The sequence below is a fragment of the Mycobacterium sp. genome (assembly GCF_019243155.1).
Classification (GTDB): domain Bacteria; phylum Actinomycetota; class Actinomycetes; order Mycobacteriales; family Mycobacteriaceae; genus Mycobacterium.
The window spans coordinates 1-15,653 of record NZ_JAFAUS010000428.1; the positions used below are offsets into that span (position 1 = coordinate 1).

Consider the following 15,653-nt stretch of genomic DNA (forward strand, 5'->3'; position numbering starts at 1 on the left):
CCCAGGAAGTCCATCTTCAGCAGGCCGATGGCCTCGCACGACGGGTAATCCCAGCCGGTGATGATGGCCCCGTCCTGCGGTCGCTTCCAGAGCGGGATGGCCTCGGTCAGTGGCTCGCTACTCATGATCACCGCGCAGGCGTGCACGCCGGCGTTGCGGATCAGGCCCTCCAGGCCGCGGGCCGTCTGGTAGATGGTGCGAACGTCGGGGTCGGTCTCGATCAGGCCGCGAACCTCGGCGGCTTCCTTGAAGCGCTCGTGGTTCGGGTCGGTGATGCCCGACAGCGGGATGTCCTTGGCCATGATCGGCGGCGGCAGCGCCTTGGTGATCCGGTCCGCGATCGCGAAGCCCGGCTGGCCGTAGTGGATGCGCGCCGAATCCTTCAGCGCCGCTTTGGTTTTAATGGTGCCGAAAGTGATGACCTGGGCGACCCGGTCCTGGCCCCACTTGTCGGCGGCGTAGCGCACCATCTCGCCGCGCCGACGGTCGTCGAAGTCGATGTCGATGTCGGGTGCCGACGGGCGCTCGGGGTTGAGGAAGCGCTCGAACAGCAGGCCGTGCGGGATCGGGTCGATGTTGGTGATGCCCAGCGCATACGCCACCAGCGAGCCCGCCGCCGAACCACGCCCCGGACCCACCCGGATGTCGACCGACTTCGCGTAATTGATCAGGTCGGCGACGATCAGGAAGTACGACGGAAAACCCTTGTCGCAGATGACCTTGATCTCGTATTCCGCCCGGTCGATGTAGTCCTGGCCGACGCCTGAGGGGAAACGCCGCTGCAGTCCGGCCAGCACCTCGTGGTGCAGCCAGCTCGCCTGGTCGTGGCCCTCGGGCACCGGGAAGACGGGCATCCGGTCGCGCTGTTCCCATACGTCGGCATAGGACTGCACGCGTTCGGCGATCAGCAGTGTGGAGTCGCAGGCGCCGGGCACCTGGTCGTCCCACAGCTGGCGCATCTCGGCGGCCGACTTGAGGTAGTAGCCGTCGCCGTCGAACTTGAACCGGGCCGGATCCGACAGCGTCTTGCCGGTCTGCACGCACAGCAGCGCCTCGTGATTGTGCGCGGCGTCGCGGGTCACGTAGTGGCAGTCGTTGGTGGCCAGCGGGCGGATGTTGAGCTTGCGCCCGATGTCGAGCAGCCCTTCACGCACCCGCTGCTCGATCGACAGGCCGTGGTCCATCAGCTCGAGGAAAAAGTTGTCGGGGCCGAAGATCTCGCGCCACTTGGCGGCGGACTCCACCGCTTCCTTGACGTGGCCCAGCCGCAGCCGGGTCTGCACCTCGCCGGACGGGCAGCCGGTGGTGGCGATGATCCCCTCGGCGTGTTCGGCGATGAGTTCGGCGTCCATGCGCGACCACTTGCCGAGCTGACCCTCGAAGGAGGCCAGCGACGACAGCTTGAAGAGGTTGCGCAGGCCGGTCGCGTTCTCGGCCACCATCGTGAGGTGGGTGTAGGCGCCACTGGCGGACACGTCGTCGCTCTTCTGGCTGGGGTCGCCCCACGTGATGCGGCGGGTGTCGAAGCGTGAACCGGGTGCGATGTAGGCCTCGACCCCGATGATCGGCTTGATCCCCGCGCTCGTCGCCCCGTTGTAGAACTCGCTGGCCCCGAACATGTTTCCGTGGTCGGTCATCCCGATCGCGGGCATTTCCAGCCGCTGCGCCTCGGCGAACATCGGCGAGATCTTCGCAGCACCGTCCAGCATCGAGTATTCGGTGTGGTTATGCAGGTGCACGAAGGACGATTGGTTCATAGGGACGCCAGTCTATGACCGAGCACCGACGGATTTCGGGCGTGTCGCGATGTGTGTCTGGCCGATTAGCCGTACAGCTCGACGAACTGCTTCAGCGACTTCTGCACGTCCCCCTTGACGGCGCGAGCCGCGGCCGCACCCACCGGACCGAACAACGGTCGCCCGCCCAGTTCGAGGCGCAGACCCAGCGACGACCCCTGCTTGGTGGGCTGCACGGTCAGCGTGACGGCGTACTTCGCGCCGCCCTTGCCGGACCCCGACAACGCGACCTGATGCGGCGGATCCCAGGTGGTCACCGTCCAGGTCACCCGGTTGCGAAAGCCCTTGGCCCGCGCCACTCCGACGACTTGCACACCCTCGCCGAGCTCGGTGGGCAGCTCGCTGCGCCACGCTTCGTGCATCACGAGCCAATCGCCCAGATCCGATAGATCGGAGACGTGGTCCCACATCTCCTGGGGGCTCATCGGCACGTCAGCTTTCAGGTCCACGGCAGCCACCGCATGAGCCTAGCGGTGCGCTCAGCGGCCGGGTCCCCCTCGGAACCGATTGCCGAGCCGGATGCCGGGCAGCAGCAGGCTGCGCGGTGCGAACCGGCCTCCGGTGCTGACCACCTTGGGCACGACGCCGGGCACCACGGTGCGCCGCCCGACCAGCATCCCGCCGATCGCGGCTTCGGCCACGTCGCGCGGCGACACCTGCGCCATGGGGATGCTGAACCGCTCGGCGTTGGCGATCTCGGCCCATTCGGTCGGCACCGGTCCCGGGCACAGACACGTGACCGATACGCCGGTCCCGTGCAACTCCTCGTGGACGGCTTCGGAGAAGGTCTGGACGAAGGCCTTGGTGGCCGAATACACCGCCATATAGGGAACGGGCTGGAAGCCGGCGATGGACGCGATGTTCATCACCGCGCCGGCGCCGCGCTCGACCATGCCGGGCAACGCGGCGTGGGTGAGTTCCATCAGGGCCAGCGCGTTGAGGGTGACCTCTTCACTCTCGCGCTCGACGGGCAACTCGTGGAAGAGGCCGCTGGTGCCGAAGCCGGCACTGTTGCACAGGCCCGCGATCGGTTCGCTGTGCAGCCGGCCCGCCAACTTCGCGCGGGCCTTGGCGTCATTGAGGTCGAGGGTCATCACCTCGACGGCGATCGAGTATTCCTGTCCCACCTCATTGGCGAGATCGTCGAGGCGTTCGCGGCGCCGGGCGACCAGCAACAGCGGGAAGCCGCGGCGCGCCAGCCCGCGAGCCAGTTCGGCGCCGATACCGGACGAGGCGCCGGTGATGACGACGGTGGTCTGAAGGTCGGGTTTCGGAAGGCTCATGCTCTTACCAATGTATCCCGCGAGTGGCTCGCACAAACGTCTCGCTTCTCTTGTCGAATTGCCTTGTATCACTCTCGTTTTCGTCGCCCTTGGCGGCTTCGGAGTCGCTGAACATCGCGAAGGCGCGGTTGCGCACCCGGTCCATCACCGCCGGGTTCACGGCATCGGCGACCGCGGCGAATTGCCCGAACGGCGAGCTGGCCCGGCGGGGCCGGTGCACGATCGCGTCCGCTATCACCCCGGCCGCCTGGTCGGGCGTCAGCGCCGGGAACTTGTCGTAAAGCGTCGTCGGGCTGATCATCGGCGTGCGCACCAGCGCCATGTGCACGGTGGTGAACCGGACGTCGTCGTTGACGGTCTCGGCTTGCAGTGCGTCGCACAGGCTGTCCAGCGCGGCCTTGCTGGCGATGTACGCGCCGAACCGCGGCGCTCGCGTCTGCACGCCGACGGACGAGACGTTGACGATGTGCCCGAAGCCGCGTTCCCGCATCCCCGGGACGAACTTGAGGATGAGCTGGACCGCACCCAGGTAGTTGAGCTGCATGGTCCGCTGGTAGTCGTGAATCCGGTCGTAGGACAACTTCAGCGACCGCCGAATCGACCGGCCCGCGTTGTTGATCAGAACGTCGACGCCCCCGAGGTCGCCCAGCACCTGGTCGGCCATCGCGGCGATGGCGTCCATGTCGGACAGGTCGCACGGGTAGACATGGGCGGTGCCGCCGCTTCCGTGGATGTCGTCGGCGACCTTCTCGAGGTTCTCGCGGGTGCGGGCAACCAGCGCCACCGTGCCGCCCGCGTCCGCGATTTTCTTCGCGGCTGCCTCACCGATGCCCGACGATCCCCCGGTGATCAGGACGGTCTTGCCCCCGACGGCTTCGGCCAGCGTGCGGCCCTGCACCGCATCCAGCAGGTTCCTCAGATAGAACGGTCGGTACCGACCCGCGGAGTTGGGGGTGTTGACGATGTGGGACACCGCCGCGATGGGCTTTTCCACCAAGTTCGCGAGCGGCTTTTCCACCAAGTTCGTGAGGTCACCAAGATTCATTGAGTGTCGCTCCTGATGATGTCGGCCCCCCGACCGCAGATGGCCCGCCCGATGACCACGACCGCCTTGAGAGGCTGTGAATGATGTGACGTGAGTCATTAAGCCACATCCGGCACCGGCCCGACGTGGATTGCCGGCATGCAACGCGGACGCACGTCTCACGCCGCCGCCGAGGCATTCGCCAGTCCTAGGCAATCCGCTTGTTACACAGAGCAATCCGTGCGTGATCGCGGACTAACTGCAGGGCAACGCCGAAATGTTCCAATCGTGCTTATGAAAATTCAGGCGCACTTCCGCAAGCCCCAGCCGGTCAGCGTCTACGACCGGATCGGCGGACACGAAGCACTCGAAGTCGTGGTCGAGGACTTCTACGTGCGTGTGCTTGCCGACGATCAACTGTCGAGCTTTTTCACCGGAACCAACATGAACCGCCTCAAGGGTAAGCAGGTCGAGTTCTTCGCGGCCGCCCTCGGCGGCCCCGAACCCTACTCGGGCGCACCGATGAAGCAGGTGCATCAGGGCCGCGGGATCACCATGCACCATTTCAGCCTGGTGGCCGGCCACCTGTCCGACGCACTGGCCGCCGCCGGCGTGCCCGCCGAGACGGTGACCGAAATACTCAGTGCCATAGCGCCTTTGGCCCCGGAAATCGTGACGGGCGAGTCCGACAGGGCCAAGGTCTGACCGCATTTGCGCCTCGTTCGCCTAGCATGCCTGGCATGCGGCGTACATTCGACGACCTGGTGGCAGAGGCCGAAGCCGCCCGGATCGACGGCTGGGATTTCTCGTGGCTGGACGGGCGGGCGACCGAACAACGCCGATCGTGGGGCTACCAGCGCTCGCTGAGCAACCGGTTGGCGACGGTGTCGGCCGCGCTGGACATCCACACCGGCGGGGGCGAGGTGCTGGCCGGCGCAGGACCGTTCCCGCCGACCATGGCGGCCATCGAGACGTGGCCGCCGAATGCGGCGCTGGCCACCCAACGCCTGCATCCGCTCGGCGTCGTGCTCGTGGCGACTTCGAACGAGCCGCCGTTGCCCTTCGGCGACGAGGCGTTCGACCTGGTGACCACGCGTCACCCGGTCTGCGTCTGGTGGAGCGAGATTGTTCGGGTGCTCCGGCCGGGCGGCAGCTACTTCGCGCAGCACATCGGCCCCGCAACGATGGGCGAACTGGTCGAGTACTTCATCGGGCCGCAGCCGGCGAAATGGGCCGAGTTCCACCCGGACACCATGCGGGCGCAGGCCGAGGCGGCGGGCCTGCAGATTGTCGACCTGCGGATGGAACGGCTGCGCGCCGAGTTCTTCGACGTCGGCGCCGTCATCTACTTTCTGCGCAAGGTCGTATGGTCGGTGCCGGACTTCAGCGTGCAGCGCTACCGCGACAAGCTGCGGGAGCTGCACCGGCGCATCGAAGCCGACGGCCCGTTCGTCACGCACTCGACCCGGGTCCTCGTCGACGCCCGCAAGCCCGGGTGATCAGCCCTCGTCGCGCAGCACGTCGAGGGCGTGTTGCAGATCGGCCGGGTAGGGGCTGACGATCTCGACCCGCCTGCCGTCCGCCGGATGGGCGAACGCCAGCGACCGCGCATGCAGCCATTGGCGTTCCAGCCCAAGCCTTTTCGCCAACGTCGGATCGGCGCCGTAGACGAGATCCCCACAACACGGGTGATGCAGCGCGGAGAAATGCACCCGAATCTGGTGGGTCCGACCGGTTTCCAGGTGCACGTCGAGCAGGCTGGCGGCGACGTGGGCTTCCATGGTGTCGTAGTGGGTGATGCTGTGCCGGCCGTTGGTCGTGACGGCGAATTTCCACTCCCCGCCGCGATGCCGCCCGATCGGCGCGTCGATCGTCCCGCTGGACGGATCCGGGTGTCCCTGCACCAGCGCGTGGTAGCGCTTCTCGACGGTGCGCTGCTTGAACGCCCGCTTGAGCACCGTATACGCGCGCTCGGACAGCGCCACCACCATCACCCCGGAGGTTCCGACGTCGAGGCGGTGCACGATCCCCTGCCGTTCGGGCACCCCCGACGTGGTGATCCGGTAGCCGGCGGCGGCCAGGCCGCCGAGCACCGTGGGGCCGGTCCAGCCGACCGACGCGTGCGCGGCCACCGCCGCGGGCTTGTCGACGGCCACGATGTCGTCGTCGGAGTACAGGACCGTCATGCCCTCGATCTCGATGGGCGCGTTGTGCAGCGGCGCCGGCTCCTCGGGCAGGCGCACCTGAAGCCAGGCGCCGCCGGCCAGCCGGTCGGACTTGCCGGCCGCAACCCCGTCCAGTTCGACGCCGCCGTCTTCGGCGATGGCGGCCACCGCGCTACGCGACAGGCCCAACAACCGCGCCAGCCCGGCGTCGACACGCATGCCCGCCAGTCCCTCCGGAACCGGCATCGAGCGTTGGGTCATCAGCGCTGGTCGGCCTTTCGCCGACCCACGCTGTCGAAATCGAAACCGAAGATCGAGAGCACGACCAGCAGGATAGCGCCACCCACCACCGACGGGTCGGCGACGTTGAACACCGGCCACCAGCCCACCGACAGGAAGTCCACGACGTGGCCGCGCAGCGGGCCGGGCGCCCGGAAGAACCGGTCGACCAGGTTGCCCATCGCGCCGCCGAGGATCAGGCCCAGGCCCACCGCCCACCAGGGCGACACCAGCCGCCGGCCCATCCAGAAGATGCCGACCACCACACCGGTCGCGATCAGCGTCAGCAGCCAGGTGTATCCGGTCGCCATCGAGAACGCGGCGCCGGAATTGCGCACCAGGGTCCAGGTCACGGTGTCGCCGATGATCGGCACCGGCTGGCCGGGGGGCAGCAGTTTGACGGCCAACACTTTGGTGACGACGTCCAGCGTCAGGACTACCGCCGCGACCGCCATCAGCAGCCGCAGCCGCCGCGGCGGTCCCTGCGGCTCGACGTCCGCGGGCTTCGCGGCGTCGTCGTCCGAACCGGTATCCCTGGCCTGTTCGGCTGAGGTCACCGGCTCCGTTGATCCTGTTGGTTCGTCGGGCACTCTCTCATCATCCCTTACTGCTGACGCGGGCTGGCCGGTGCTTGCACGCGGTGTGCGCGATGATTCCACTGTGGGTGCTATCAGGGGCCGCTACACCGTCATCGCCACCGGAGGGACGATATCGACCGGTACCGGAGCCGATGGGGTGCACCGCCCCGCTTACAGCGGAGCGGACCTGACGACCGGCCTTGATGTCGACGCCATCGACCTGCTGGCCGTCGACAGCTCGGAACTGACGCTGGCCGACTGGGATCGGATTCGCGGCGCCGTCCAGGCCGCGGTCGACGGCGGCGCCGAGGGCGTGGTGATCACCCACGGCACCGACACCATGGAGGAGACCGCGCTGTGGCTCGAGGTCACCTACGCGGGCGCCGCCCCGGTCGTCCTGACCGGCGCCATGCGCAGCGCCGACGCCCCGGACGCGGACGGCCCGGCGAACCTGCGCGACGCGCTGGCGGTGGCCGCCACCCCCGCCGCGCGTGACATGGGCGTGCTGCTCTGTCTCGCGGGGCGGGTGTGGCAGCCGTTGGGCATGAGCAAGGTGGCCACCGACGACCTGAGCGGCTTCAGCGGTGAGTTGCTGGGCACGGTCGGGGCAAGCGTCGCCCTGACCGGGGCCAAGACGCGCCCCTATCTCGGCGACCTCACCGCCGCCGCCGCGCCGCGGGTCGACATCGTCGCGGCCTACCTGGGAAGCGACGGGGTGGCGCTCGACGCGTGCGTGGCCGCCGGCGCCCAGGCTGTGGTGCTGGAGGCGTTGGGTTCGGGCAACGCCTCGCCCGCGGTGGTCGACGCCGTGCGCCGGCATTGCGGCAACGGCATCGTGATCGCGGTGTCCACCCGGGTTCCCGGCGGCCGGGTCGGCGCCAGCTACGGTCCCGGTCACGCGATGGCGGCCGCCGGCGCGCTGACGGTGCCCAAGTTGCGGCCGTCGCAGGCTCGCGTGCTGGTGATGGCCGCGCTGGCCGCGAAGCTACCGGTCGCCGACGTCCTCGCCCGGTGGGGCTGACAGCGCGTCGGCCTGCATGGCGCCCAGATAGTCCGGCCAGTCCAGTGAGTCGACGGGATTTGCGGCCACCAGATCGCCGGTGTCGGCGGAGAACGTCCGGGCCGGGCCCGCACCCGAGCTGCGGGTCTCGAATCGAGCGGTGACCACCCCGTGTCCCGCGCCCTGCACCCAGCCGTGACCGAGTTCGCGGTGCGCGACATCGTCTCCCACCCGCCAGCCCGGTCGCTCGGGCGCCGGCGCGAACATCGCCTCGGTCTTGGTTTCGACGGGTTGACCGGACACCGACTGCGGCTCCGACAGCTCCAAGTCGGGGAACAGCGATTCCTGGCGCACGTCGGTCAACCCCGAAAATCCAACGCCGAGAAGGCGGATCGGCCCGATCTCGCGCGGGTCGAGCAGCAAGCGGCGGGCCACGGCGACGAGCGCGCCGGGCTCGGTCGTCGCGTAGGGCAACGTCGCCGAACGAGTCAGTGTGCTCATGTCGGACTTCTTCAGCTTCACCGTGACGGTGCGCGCGCCGCGGCCGTCGCGCAGCAGGCGGTGATGGGCGTGCTCGGCGATCGGTTCGATCGCCTCTCGCAACTGCTCGAGGCTGGTCAGGTCGGCAGCGAAGGTCGACTCCGAGCTGATCTGCTTGGCCTCGGCGCGCTCGGCGACGGGGCGGTCGTCGATACCCCGGGCCAGGCGATGCAGCGCCGGCCCGATCGTGCCGCCCAGGATGTTGGCGGCCTCGGCGTCGGTCAGCGCGGCCAGCTGCCCGATGGTCTCGATGCCCAGGCGATGCAGCTTCTCCTCGGCGACCGGGCCGATGCCCCACAGCCGCCGCACCGGCAACCCGTCGAGCAGCAACCGTTCCTCGGAGCGCCGCACCACCCGAATGCCGTCTGGCTTGGCCAGACCGGAGGCGATCTTGGCGATTTGCTTGCCCGATCCGGCGCCGACGGAGGCGATCAGCCCCGTCTCGTCGCGAACCCGTCGCCGCAGGTCCTCGCAGAAGGCCTCGACATCCTCGGCGGTGGCGCCGGCCAGCCGGGAGGGTTCACCGAAGCCCTCGTCGAAGGACAGCTGCTCGACGACGGGCATCACGCCGCGGATGACGTCGAAGACCCGCCGGCTGGCCACCCCGTACACCACGCCGCGCGGCGGCAACACCACCGCCGTCACGCCGATCAACCGGCGCGCCTGGTGCATCGGCATGGCCGATCGGGCGCCGAACACGCGCGCCTCGTAGCTGGCTCCGGCGACCACACCCCGACCGCCCACGCCGCCGACGAGCACCGGCCGACCACGCAGGGTCGGACGAGTGAGCTGCTCGACGGAGGCAAAGAACGCGTCCATGTCCAGGTGCAGCACCCAACGGGACTCCACGCAATAAATGCTATTGCGCTACTGAGCTACCGTTTTGCCATGGCCATGAACCTTGCGCACCGAAAGATTTGCAGCTCGGAAAAATGGGCGACATCCGTCAAAGACGACCTGCTGCCCTGGGCGCTCGCCGACGTAGACCTCGGTGACAACACCCTGGAAATCGGACCGGGTTACGGTGCGATCCTGCGGGTGCTGGTGGACAAGACGCCGAAGCTCACGTCGGTGGAGATCGATACTCCGATGGCGCAGCGGCTGCAGCGGCTCTACGGCGACCGCGCACGCATCATCAACGGCGACGGCACCAACACCGGACTGCCGGCCGACGAGTTCAGCTCGGTGGTGTCGTTCACCATGCTGCACCACGTCCCGACGGTGGACCTGCAGGACAGACTGTTCGCCGAGGCCTTCCGGGTGCTGCGCCCCGGCGGCGTCTTCGCGGGCAGCGACAGCGTGACGTCGCTGCGGTTCCGGATCCTGCACTTCCGGGACACGTGCAACACGGTCTCGCCAGACACGCTGCCGGACCGGTTGCGCGCGGCGGGATTTCAAGACGTCGACGTCGAAGTGCGCGGCGGCAGACTACGGTGGCGAGCGGTCAAGGCGAGCTGATGGACACCCGGTGGACGCGGCTGCGCCACCAATGGCACCAGCGGCTGCAACCCGGCGAACAGACCGCGGTGTTGGCCTGGGCGTCGTTCACCCTGACCTTCGGCGGGCTGCGCGCGCTCACGCACTGGATCCGCGCCGGCCATGGACCATCGGGCGGCGGTGTGTCGCTGGGCGGCAGACACTTTCACCACTACAACATCGGCATCGGGATGCTGGCGACGGTGGCCGGGGTGGGTCTGCGCGGCACTGAGGAACAACGGCGACACCCTGCGGCGGCGGTGGCTTACGGCGCCGCGAACGCGATGATCGTGGACGAACTGGCCCTGCTGCTCGACCTCAAGGACGTCTACTGGGCACACGACGGCCGGGAAAGCGTCGACGTCGCGGTCGGGCTGATCGCGACGGGTGCGACCGTCCTGGCGGGCATGCCGTTCTGGTCTCATGCCCATCGCGCGCTGACGCACAGGAGTTGACCTCGAGCGGGTAGAACGGAGAGATGCCGACTGTCTCGACAGAACACTCGCATCCGTCCGACCCCGAGCCGCACCTGCTCAGGCAGGTGGCAGAGTCCTTCGGGGTCAACGCCGAACGCTACGACCGCGCCAGGCCCCGCTACCCCGACGCCCTGATACAGCGGGTCATCGCCGCCAGCCCCGGCCTCGAGTTCCTGGATGTCGGCTGCGGCACCGGCATCGGGGCGCGGCAGTACCGGGCGGCCGGTGTCACGGTCCTCGGCGTCGACCCGGACGCGCGGATGGTCGAATTCGCCAGGGGCACCGGGATTGAGGTGGAGATTGGCAACTTCGAAACGTGGGACGCCCGCGGACGCACCTTCGACGCGGTCGTCGCCGGTCAGGCCTGGCACTGGGTCGACCCGGAGCTCGGTGCGCAGAAGGCGGCTGGGGTGCTGCGGCCGCGCGGACTGCTGGCGCTGTACTGGCACGTCTTCGACCCACCCGGCCCGGTCGCCGACGCGTTCGACGACGTCATGCAGCGGGTGGCGCCCGACGCTCCCCTGCAGAACCCCGGCCTCGAGCTGCAGCAGCGAAATGTCAAGCGGGCCATCGACGGTGTCCGGGCCGCCGGCGGCTTCGCCGAACCTGAGCAGTGGCGGTTCGAGTGGCAGCGGGAGTACACCCGCGACGAATGGCTGGACCACCTGCCCACCACCGGGACGCTCACCCAGCTCGCACCGGATCAGCTCACAGAAGTGCTGGACGCCGTGGGAAGCGCCATCGACTCACTCGGCGGCGGCTTCGCCATGCAGTACGTCACCCTGGCGACCGCAGCGACCCTGACCGGCTAAACCTTCGCGATGCTCACCCGCACGCCGTCGCCGATTTCTGCGGCGTCGCCCGGGTCTCCGAATTCAAAAGTGGTGGCCAGGATTTCGCCGGCGATGAGGTCACGATGCGTCGTCGCCCAGTCGGCCCGCTCGGCCGGCACCGACATGACCACGCTGATCCGGTCGGACACGTCGAGACCCGTCGACTTGCGCAATTCCTGCAGCTCGCGGATACGGTCCTTCGCCCAGCCTTCGGCCTCAAGCTCCGGCGTGACCGTGCCGTCCAGCACCACCAGCCCGGCGCCATCGGGCAGCGCCGCGGTGAATTCCGGGTCGGCGGCGACCAGCCGCGAGCTGTATTCATCGGGTTGCAGCACAGCCGGACCCGCGGTCAAGGTGCCGTCCGGGTTGACGACGCCCTCCCCCGCCTTGACCGCCTTGATGGCCGCCTGCACGTCCTTGCCGAGCCGCGGCCCGGCCACCCGCGCGTTGACGGTGAGCTCGAACCGCCCGTAGGTGTCGATCGCGTCGGTCAGCTCGACGCTCTTGACGTTGAGCTCGTCGGCGATGAGGTCGGTGAACGGCTCCAGCCGTTGCGGATTCTCCACCGCGACAGTCAGTTTCGGCAGCGGCAGGCGGACCCGCAGTTTCTTGGCCTTGCGCAGAGAAGAGGCGGCCGAGCACACCTCGCGGACCTGATCCATCGCGGCGACCAGGTCCGCGTCCGCGGGCACCTCGTCCGGCTGCGGCCAGTCGGTCAGATGCACCGACCGCTGGGCGGTGAGGCCGCGCCAGATGATCTCGGTGACCGACGGGAGCAGCGGCGCGGCCAGCCGCGAGGTCACTTCGAGCACGGTGTGCAGGGTGTCGATCGCGTCGACGTCTTCCTCCCAGAACCGCGAACGCGACCGTCGCACATACCAGTTCGTCAATGCTTCGGTGAACTGGCGCAGGTGCTCGCAAGCTCGGGAGATGTCGCAGGAGTCCATCTCGCGGGTGAGGTTCGCGCGCAGTTCGGCGAGCTTGGCCAGGATGTAGCGGTCCAGCACCTGCTTCGAATCAGCCCGCCAGGTACCGACTTTCGGCGCGTAGAGCGCGAGGAAGCTGTACGCGTTCCATAAGGGCAGCAGCACCTGCCGCACGCCGTCGCGGATGCCCTGCTCGGTGACGATCAGGTTGCCGCCGCGCAGGATCGGCGAGGCCATCAAAAACCACCGCATGGCGTCGGAGCCGTCGCGGTCGAACACCTCGGAAACGTCCGGGTAGTTGCGCAGCGACTTGCTCATCTTCTGGCCGTCGGAGCCCAACACAATCCCATGCGCCACACAGGTTTTGAACGCGGGGCGGTCGAAGAGCGCGGTGGCCAGCACGTGCAGGGTGTAGAACCAGCCGCGGGTCTGCCCGATGTATTCCACGATGAAGTCGCCCGGGTAATGCCCGTGGAACCAATCCTCATTCTCGAACGGGTAGTGCACCTGCGCGTACGGCATCGAACCGGAGTCGAACCACACGTCGAGCACGTCCGGGATTCGCCGCATCGTGCTGCGACCGGTCGGGTCGTCGGGGTTGGGCCGGGTCAGCTCGTCGATGAAAGGGCGGTGCAGGTTGGTGGGCCGCACCCCGAAGTCGCGCTCGAGCTCGTCGAGGCTTCCGTACACGTCGATGCGCGGGTAAGCCGGATCGTCGGACTTCCACACCGGAATCGGGCTGCCCCAGTAGCGGTTTCGCGAGATCGACCAGTCACGCGCGCCCTGCAACCACTTGCCGAACTGGCCGTCTTTGACGTGTTCGGGATACCAGGTGATCTGCTGGTTGAGTTCCACCATGCGGTCCCGGAATTGGGTGACCGACACGAACCACGACGACACCGCCCGATAGATCAGCGGGTTGCGGCACCGCCAGCAGTGCGGGTAGGGGTGCTCGTAGGTTTCGTGGCGCAGCAGCACGGCGCCGTTGGCCGCCGCCGGGCCGCTCTGGTTCTTCAGGTCCCGGATGATGTGCGGGTTGGCGTCAAAGACGTGCTGGCCCTGGTAATCCGGGACGGTCGCGTCGAAACGGCCCCTGGCGTCGACCGGCGTGACGGGCACGATGCCGACCGTGTCGGTGGTCGCCATGTCGTCCTCGCCGTAAGCGGGCGCCATGTGGACGATGCCGGTGCCGTCCTCGGTCGTCACGAAGTCGCCGGGCAGCACCTGAAATGCGTTCGCGGTGTCCATGAAATACGGAAACGGCGGCAGGTAGCGGGTGCCCAGCAGTTCGGTGCCCCGATGGGTGCCAAGCACCTCGGGCTCGTCTCCCAATTCGCGCGCGTAGGCCGCCAGCCGCGGCTCGGCAAGCACGAAACGCCTGCCCTCGGAACGCACTTCGACGTAGGTCACGTCCGGGTTGACCGCGACCGCCAGGTTCGACGGCAGGGTCCACGGTGTCGTCGTCCACACCAGCAGGTAGGCACCGTCGACCGGTCCGCTGACAGCCTTGAACCCGACCGTCAGAGCCGGGTCCTGACGGCTTTGGTAGACGTCGTCGTCCATCCGCAGTTCGTGGTTGGACAGCGGGGTTTCGTCGCGCCAGCAGTACGGCAGAACGCGGTAGCCCTCGTACGCCAGGCCCTTGTCCCACAGTTGTTTGAACGCCCAGATCACCGACTCCATGTACGGCAGATCGAGTGTCTTGTAGTCGTTGTCGAAGTCGACCCAGCGCGCCTGGCGGGTGACGTAGGCCCGCCATTCGTCGGTGTAGCGCAACACCGAAGCGCGGCAGGCGTCGTTGAACGCGGCGATCCCCATGTCGTCGATCTGGGACTTGTCGGTGATGCCCAGCTGGCGCTCGACCTCGAGTTCGGCCGGCAGCCCGTGGGTGTCCCAGCCGAAGCGGCGGTCGACCTTGTAGCCGCGCATGGTGCGGTACCGCGGCACGATGTCTTTGACGTAGCCGGTCAGCAGGTGGCCGTAGTGCGGCAGGCCGTTGGCGAATGGCGGCCCGTCGTAGAACACGTATTCTTCGGCTCCGTCGCGGCGGGCGATGCTGGCCCGGAAAGTGTCGTCGCGGGCCCAGTAATCGAGGACCTCCAGCTCGAGCGCCGGGAAGTCCGGGGCCCCGCCGGCGGGCTTCGGGTAGGCCGTGACGGCGTCCACGAACTCAGCCTTGTCGGTCACGATGCGCGTCGTCTCCTGTGCCACGGTGTCCGCTCGGGGCAGTTGATGCCCTGAACGAACTAGTCAGGCCGGGGACGACGACGCGCTGGGTGCGCGAGCGCCGCGGTACCACCCCGCTTGCCACGCTTTCGCGTGGCCGCTCGATTATGGCTGTGACGGGCCTACCCGTTCGGTTCTACTGAGCCTGGTCGGCTGTTCTTCCGAAGGCTCCCCGGTGATGGCCGGATCGACGCCAATAGGACGATTCTACGAAAGCCCGCAAATCCGGGTGCGCTCCAAGGGGCTATCTGGCCTCAGGCGAGAACCTGCGGCCAGGTAGCCCCTTGGAGCGGAGAAGAGGATGGTTCGCTGTCCATTGGTACTGCGCTCTTTCAGACCTGCACTTCGAGCACGCCGGCCCGCCACAGTGCGGCATACACGTGGCGCAGGGGGATGCTCAGCAAGCGAGCGGCGCCGTCCACCAACGGGTCGCCCCCGGCGCCGAACGGCGCGTTGGGTGCCCGGCGCGTGGCCGTCTTGGGCGCCGTGGTGGTGGTGTCGCTGTCACCCACCACCGTCAATGTGCGGACGGGGGCTACGGTCACCACTTCGTCGTAGAAAGCTGCGGTCATGATCGCCTCCTTGAGGGGAACGAGGACTAACTGGACTGACGTGTCCCGTCCCGTTGTGGTTCCGATCCGGAGAACGCTTGGCCGATAAGCCAGTTCGCGTTGTGACGGCTCAGATGAGAACGTCGTGCCGGAGATCGGATCGGGACAAGACATAGTTCGGACTTCGGCCCGGACTATCACTGGAACTCATACGTCCCTCACCTCCTCGCGGTCACGACGCGCACGGTTATCCGCACGCGATCTACGCACAGCAGAGGAGCAGAACCCGACGAGCGTCGGCGATCCGCACCCCTCTCGTCAGAGCTTTGGCACCACACGACGTGTCCGGTCATCGGAAGCCACCTGGGCTCAACCCTTAAGCCGGGAGGAGCTGTCCTGACCCGGGGCGTCTTTCGACGTTCGGGGTCAGTGGCCTGTATTCGTGTAGACGCCTCACCTAACGAGGTGCTTACCCGACCGATGATGCACGACGGGTATGA

Annotated in this window: 15 protein-coding genes and 1 riboswitch; of the genes, 6 read left to right on the top strand and 9 right to left on the bottom strand. The window is 68.0% G+C overall.

Annotated elements, in window-relative coordinates; translation table 11 throughout:
• From dnaE to JOZ00_RS22005, 4 genes are all read right to left on the bottom strand, one after another.
• Positions 1-1,757 (bottom strand): DNA polymerase III subunit alpha (dnaE, locus tag JOZ00_RS21990; RefSeq protein WP_293347976.1); only part of this gene is annotated, 1,757 nt, incomplete at its 3' end.
• A 65-nt stretch (positions 1,758-1,822) separates the two neighbouring features.
• Positions 1,823-2,254, bottom strand: coding sequence for an SRPBCC family protein (locus JOZ00_RS21995; RefSeq protein ID WP_293347979.1), 432 nt, complete (start codon positions 2,252-2,254; stop codon positions 1,823-1,825).
• Between the two features lie 21 nt (positions 2,255-2,275).
• On the bottom strand, positions 2,276-3,079 hold the full coding sequence (locus JOZ00_RS22000; RefSeq protein ID WP_293347982.1) for an SDR family oxidoreductase: 804 nt from the start codon (positions 3,077-3,079) through the stop codon (positions 2,276-2,278).
• A gap of 4 nt (positions 3,080-3,083) precedes the next feature.
• Positions 3,084-4,124, bottom strand: a complete 1,041-nt coding sequence (locus JOZ00_RS22005) for an SDR family NAD(P)-dependent oxidoreductase (protein ID WP_293347985.1) — start codon at positions 4,122-4,124, stop codon at positions 3,084-3,086.
• 273 nt (positions 4,125-4,397) lie between these two features.
• Between JOZ00_RS22005 and JOZ00_RS22010 the strand changes: the two genes are divergently transcribed.
• Both JOZ00_RS22010 and JOZ00_RS22015 read left to right on the top strand, forming a co-directional pair.
• On the top strand, positions 4,398-4,808 hold the full coding sequence (locus JOZ00_RS22010) for a group 1 truncated hemoglobin (RefSeq protein ID WP_293347988.1): 411 nt from the start codon (positions 4,398-4,400) through the stop codon (positions 4,806-4,808).
• Between the two features lie 35 nt (positions 4,809-4,843).
• Entirely contained in the window at positions 4,844-5,602 is a 759-nt protein-coding gene (locus JOZ00_RS22015; RefSeq protein WP_293347991.1) for a class I SAM-dependent methyltransferase, read from the top strand.
• On the opposite strand, the gene JOZ00_RS22020 is transcribed toward JOZ00_RS22015, so the two are convergent.
• Both JOZ00_RS22020 and lspA read right to left on the bottom strand, forming a co-directional pair.
• Positions 5,603-6,529 carry an RluA family pseudouridine synthase gene (locus JOZ00_RS22020; protein WP_293347994.1) on the bottom strand — a complete coding sequence of 309 codons (927 nt, stop codon included), beginning with the start codon at positions 6,527-6,529 and terminating at the stop codon, positions 5,603-5,605. It abuts the gene before it with no gap.
• Positions 6,529-7,137 (bottom strand): signal peptidase II, encoded by a 609-nt coding sequence (lspA, locus tag JOZ00_RS22025; RefSeq protein WP_293347997.1) that lies wholly within the window; start codon positions 7,135-7,137, stop codon positions 6,529-6,531. The genes JOZ00_RS22020 and lspA overlap by 1 nt, the downstream gene beginning before the upstream one ends.
• A gap of 52 nt (positions 7,138-7,189) precedes the next feature.
• Between lspA and JOZ00_RS22030 the strand changes: the two genes are divergently transcribed.
• Positions 7,190-8,146 carry an asparaginase gene (locus JOZ00_RS22030; RefSeq protein WP_293348000.1) on the top strand — a complete coding sequence of 319 codons (957 nt, stop codon included), beginning with the start codon at positions 7,190-7,192 and terminating at the stop codon, positions 8,144-8,146.
• Here the strand turns inward: JOZ00_RS22030 and JOZ00_RS22035 are convergent.
• Positions 8,111-9,499: a DNA polymerase IV gene (locus JOZ00_RS22035; protein ID WP_293348015.1), complete on the bottom strand. Its 1,389-nt coding sequence runs from the start codon at positions 9,497-9,499 to the stop codon at positions 8,111-8,113. The genes JOZ00_RS22030 and JOZ00_RS22035 overlap by 36 nt on opposite strands.
• A 54-nt stretch (positions 9,500-9,553) precedes the next feature.
• Here JOZ00_RS22035 and JOZ00_RS22040 point away from each other — a divergent pair, with 54 nt between their 5' ends.
• Genes JOZ00_RS22040 through JOZ00_RS22050 form a run of 3 tightly spaced genes read left to right on the top strand, consistent with a single transcriptional unit; the run spans position 9,554 to position 11,429 of the window.
• Complete coding sequence (locus JOZ00_RS22040) at positions 9,554-10,123, top strand: class I SAM-dependent methyltransferase (RefSeq protein WP_293348003.1); 570 nt, start codon at positions 9,554-9,556, stop codon at positions 10,121-10,123.
• Positions 10,123-10,596: a hypothetical protein gene (locus tag JOZ00_RS22045; protein WP_293348006.1), complete on the top strand. Its 474-nt coding sequence runs from the start codon at positions 10,123-10,125 to the stop codon at positions 10,594-10,596. The genes JOZ00_RS22040 and JOZ00_RS22045 overlap by 1 nt, the downstream gene beginning before the upstream one ends.
• Before the next feature lie 23 nt (positions 10,597-10,619).
• Complete coding sequence (locus tag JOZ00_RS22050; RefSeq protein ID WP_293348009.1) at positions 10,620-11,429, top strand: class I SAM-dependent methyltransferase; 810 nt, start codon at positions 10,620-10,622, stop codon at positions 11,427-11,429.
• Here the strand turns inward: JOZ00_RS22050 and ileS are convergent.
• Together ileS and JOZ00_RS22060 are read right to left on the bottom strand one after the other, a co-directional pair.
• Positions 11,426-14,542: an isoleucine--tRNA ligase gene (gene ileS, locus JOZ00_RS22055; RefSeq protein WP_293348017.1), complete on the bottom strand. Its 3,117-nt coding sequence runs from the start codon at positions 14,540-14,542 to the stop codon at positions 11,426-11,428. The genes JOZ00_RS22050 and ileS overlap by 4 nt on opposite strands.
• A 392-nt stretch (positions 14,543-14,934) precedes the next feature.
• On the bottom strand, positions 14,935-15,174 hold the full coding sequence (locus JOZ00_RS22060; RefSeq protein ID WP_293348012.1) for an Rv1535 family protein: 240 nt from the start codon (positions 15,172-15,174) through the stop codon (positions 14,935-14,937).
• A 282-nt stretch (positions 15,175-15,456) separates the two neighbouring features.
• Positions 15,457-15,625: riboswitch (M-box (ykoK) riboswitch) on the bottom strand.
• Positions 15,626-15,653: the final 28 nt, after the last annotated feature.

What these genes read in the sequence shown, in the direction of transcription:
- JOZ00_RS22000 (WP_293347982.1), bottom strand. Translation starts at nt 3,079, where the DNA reads ATGAGCCTTCCGAAACCCGACCTTCAGACCACCGTCGTCATCACCGGC.
- JOZ00_RS22005 (WP_293347985.1), bottom strand. Translation starts at nt 4,124, where the DNA reads ATGAATCTTGGTGACCTCACGAACTTGGTGGAAAAGCCGCTCGCGAAC.
- JOZ00_RS22010 (WP_293347988.1), top strand. Translation starts at nt 4,398, where the DNA reads ATGAAAATTCAGGCGCACTTCCGCAAGCCCCAGCCGGTCAGCGTCTAC.
- JOZ00_RS22015 (WP_293347991.1), top strand. Translation starts at nt 4,844, where the DNA reads ATGCGGCGTACATTCGACGACCTGGTGGCAGAGGCCGAAGCCGCCCGG.
- JOZ00_RS22020 (WP_293347994.1), bottom strand. Translation starts at nt 6,529, where the DNA reads ATGACCCAACGCTCGATGCCGGTTCCGGAGGGACTGGCGGGCATGCGT.
- JOZ00_RS22040 (WP_293348003.1), top strand. Translation starts at nt 9,554, where the DNA reads ATGGCCATGAACCTTGCGCACCGAAAGATTTGCAGCTCGGAAAAATGG.
- JOZ00_RS22045 (WP_293348006.1), top strand. Translation starts at nt 10,123, where the DNA reads ATGGACACCCGGTGGACGCGGCTGCGCCACCAATGGCACCAGCGGCTG.
- JOZ00_RS22050 (WP_293348009.1), top strand. Translation starts at nt 10,620, where the DNA reads ATGCCGACTGTCTCGACAGAACACTCGCATCCGTCCGACCCCGAGCCG.
- JOZ00_RS22060 (WP_293348012.1), bottom strand. Translation starts at nt 15,174, where the DNA reads ATGACCGCAGCTTTCTACGACGAAGTGGTGACCGTAGCCCCCGTCCGC.